Source organism: Oscillochloris sp. ZM17-4 (genome assembly GCF_019599295.1).
In the GTDB taxonomy this organism is placed as follows: Bacteria; Chloroflexota; Chloroflexia; order Chloroflexales; family Chloroflexaceae; genus Oscillochloris.
Genome location: NZ_JAIEWN010000002.1, coordinates 244110 through 247434 on the forward strand (window position 1 = coordinate 244110; position 3325 = coordinate 247434).

3 protein-coding genes are annotated in these 3325 nt (G+C 62.3%); 2 read left to right on the top strand and 1 reads right to left on the bottom strand.

Translation table 11 applies throughout. From position 1 onward, the window contains the following. Positions 1 to 53: 53 nt before the first annotated feature. Entirely contained in the window at positions 54 to 1451 is a 1398-nt protein-coding gene (locus K2Z83_RS02960) for a polysaccharide deacetylase family protein (RefSeq protein ID WP_220593688.1), read from the bottom strand. A gap of 550 nt (positions 1452 to 2001) precedes the next feature. Here K2Z83_RS02960 and K2Z83_RS02965 point away from each other — a divergent pair. Then, positions 2002 to 2280: an acylphosphatase gene (locus K2Z83_RS02965; protein ID WP_220593689.1), complete on the top strand. Its 279-nt coding sequence runs from the start codon at positions 2002 to 2004 to the stop codon at positions 2278 to 2280. Positions 2281 to 2395: 115 nt separating this feature from the next. Next, the coding region (locus K2Z83_RS02970; protein WP_220593690.1) for a lysylphosphatidylglycerol synthase transmembrane domain-containing protein at positions 2396 to 3325 on the top strand (930 nt) is incomplete at its 3' end.

The following is a 3325-nucleotide window of genomic DNA, read 5'->3' on the forward strand; positions in this document are numbered from 1 at the left end:
GGTGAGCAGGCGGTCAGGGTTCATATGAGTAAGCGAGAGATATGCGTTGAGAGCTAGGGCGTGATGACCAGAGGAAGAAGGACAATGTGCGTATTCGCCGGTACTTCCTGGGCGGGTGTTGTTGATGTCGCCGTCGCCGTGCCCGTCGCGGTGTTCGTCGCCGTTGCAGTGTTCGTCGCCGTTGCGGTGTTCGTCGCCGTTGCGGTGTTCGTCGCCGTCGCCGTGTTCGTCGCCGTGTTCGTCGCCGTGCCCGTCGCCGTTGCGGTGTTCGTCGCCGTCGCCGTGTTCGTCGCGGTGCCCGTCGCCGTGTTCGTCGCCGTCGCCGTGTTCGTCGCCGTCGCCGTGTTCGTCGCCGTGCTGGTGGGCCTCCCCGATTCTGCTAGCGTGCCGACCAGGATCGTCGTATTATCGCGCACCAGCAGGTAGCTATAGATCTCATCAGAGGGTGCCATCCAGAGCTCGTCCGTGCCGCCAGGGCCATAGGTGCTGTAGGCAGAATTGAGCACTTTAGTCAGGTTACTCTCCTGGTTGCCATGGCTCAGCGTATTAAACCAGAAGTGCCGATTTGCGCTGGCGTTCGCCGACATCCAGTTAAAGGTCGCTATGGCACCGCTCGAACTCGCCTCGATACCTGTATCCCGTCCGATCTTGTCGATAGTCGAGTCCATGGCGCTGGCCGTCTCCCCGCCGCTGGTGTAGTCAGCGCCATCCACATTCATCAGCGGGTTCCCCTGCGACTCGTTAAACAGCAGGGTGGTTGCCCCATCGCGCAGCGCCTCAAATGGCGCGTCATAGGCGGCGTCGAAGCAGGGTGCCGCAAAGGCGGTCACTACATGATCCGGGTGATTACTCGCATCCACCGCCTGCTGCACCACAGCGAACCCCTTTGTGATCTCGGCAGCTGTCTGACCACTACCACAGGCATGAGACCAGCTATGATCGCCGACGCTCCAGCCCTGGTCGATCAGCTCCACCAGCCCCGGCTGATCGATGATCCATCCAGACTCCTGCCTCGTCGGCGAGACATCTTTGCCGATCATGAAGAGGGTGGCCCGCCAGCCCTTCGCCGTGATTAGGTCGATCTGATTCTGGAGATAGACATTGTCGTCCATGCCGTGCGACCATGCCCAGGCTTTGTTGCCCTTCAGCGATGCCTTGTTCACCGTGATCCCGGCGGGGGCGCTGACGGCGCTGAAGGAGATCACCGCCGCGCCGACCTGATCGCTGGTGAAGACGAGGTCGCCGGTGGCAGCGCTGTAGCTGCTCGACAGCGGCGCACGCCCATTCACGGTAACTGAGGGGGCGCTCACCGCGCCGAGATGGGCAATGTAGGTAAGATCGGTGTAGAACAGCGGCGGCAGCGTGGCCTGCTGGATATCGAAGGAGTATGTATAGGCTACAGTACTCTGGGCATAGGCCGAATGACCAGTATGCGCAAGAGCGAATATCATGACGATAGCAAGCGTGGCTATTCTACCAGAAAGTCTATTCATATTCATAAAGGCACACCCTTAATAAATTTAACCAAAGGTACAGCTAGAGTATAGTCATTTTATATAAATATCAAATGACAAGAGCGCACACAAAAAAAGGGGGCAAATCGCATAACGCAACATTGCAGACAGCTACTACGCCGAGTGTTATGACAATTTTGTTGTATACGCAATCATACCAGATAAAACGCTCCGCCGCCCCATACCCTCAGGGCATGTGCAACGTCCTGCGCGCCCCCCTGGCTGGCGACTGACGTCGCGCCGGCAGGGCGCGCTGCGCCGGGCGTCGGCCTGCGCCGACGCCGGATCCGCCCACGAAGGTGGGCGGTCGGCCGCAGGCCCCCGCGACGCGGCTTCAGCCGCCAGCGACGTTGCACATGCCCTGCCCATACCCTGAGTCCTATTGCAGAGAGTACAGGGCTGCGCTATACTCGGGAAGGCCGGGCATCCTCACGGGGCGGTGAACGCCCGTGGTGGCCGGCCCGTCGTTGTGATCAGGAGTGGAGCGATGGAACGGGTGCGCGCACATGTCTTTATCTCAGGCCGTGTCCAGGGTGTTAACTTTCGCGCCTATATGCGTGACCGGGCGCGCGAGGCGGGTGTAGAGGGCTGGGTTCGCAACCTCAGCGATGATCGGGTCGAGGCCATCTTTGAGGGCACACGCCCAGCCGTGCAGAAGCTCGTCAGCTGGTGCTACAGCGGCCCTGTGCATGCCGAGGTCGCGAAGGTTGAGCTGACGTGGGAAGAGCCCACGGGAAAAGAGGGCAGCTTCGGGATCATCTGGTGACGCGGCGACACGCCCACACCTTGGCCTGCTGTGTCCGGCTGCGGCGCTTCCACGCAACCGTTCAGGCGCCCAAACCGTCTAACAAGCGACAACCGCAGCTATGAAAGGGCGCGCGATGCCACAATCTCGATGGAAACTCATCACGAGCGTCCTGATCAGCCTGACGATCCTGGTGTTCGCCTTTCTGAACCGCGCATGGATCATCGATGCCTTCGGGCTGCTCCGTGAGGCGAAACCGGGCTGGCTGATTCTTGCATTTGTCCTGATCGGGCTGAGCTACCTGATGAGCTCGCAGGTGTTCAACGTCGTCCTGCGATCCCTCGGCTATAAGATGAGCCTGCTGCGGCTGTGGGCGGCCGCGCTTGTGGCGATCGTGATCAGCCAGTCCGTCCCCGCAGGCGGTGTGGGGAGCTACGCATTCCTGCTCAGCAACTTCACCCGCCGCGGCATCTCATCGGGCGAGGCAGCGCTGCTGGCCTCGATGGAGACGTTGAGCTACGCCGTCTCGATGCTGCTGATCTTTAGCTTCAGCCTGGTCTTCCTGGCCGGGCGTGGCCTGGCCACTGGTGAGGCCAGCTACGTCTCCGCGATCATCGGCGTGGCGCTGATCAGCGCCGTGGCCTTCGTGCTCACCCGCAGGGCCGAGACTCTGCGCCGATGGCTCACCGGCCTGAAGAACGGCCTGGCCCGGCTGCTCGGGCAGCGCTGGGGCGACGGCTGGGTGGACCATATCGTCGCCGACTTGGCCCGCGGGCGCGCGCTGCTCTCTAGCCGCCGCCGCGACGTGGCCCTGCTGGTGATCATCCAGCTCACTGCCCTCAGCGGCCACAGCATGGCGATGCTCCTCGTGCTGCACAGCCTCGGCGTGAACACCAGCTTCTTCGTCGTGCTGGCCGCCTTCGGCATCGCCCTGATCACCTCGACCTTCAACATCCTGCCCGGCGGCGGTGGCACCGTCGAGGCCGCCCTGGTGGCGGTTCTCACCCAGCTCAGCGTCGGCCCGGCCGCCGTGCCGGCGGCGGTCATCTTCCGGCTCTTTAACTTC

Coding starts and splice junctions, on each gene's coding strand:
- K2Z83_RS02965 (WP_220593689.1), top strand. CDS start 2,002: ATGGAACGGGTGCGCGCACATGTCTTTATCTCAGGCCGTGTCCAGGGT.
- K2Z83_RS02960 (WP_220593688.1), bottom strand. CDS start 1,451: ATGATATTCGCTCTTGCGCATACTGGTCATTCGGCCTATGCCCAGAGT.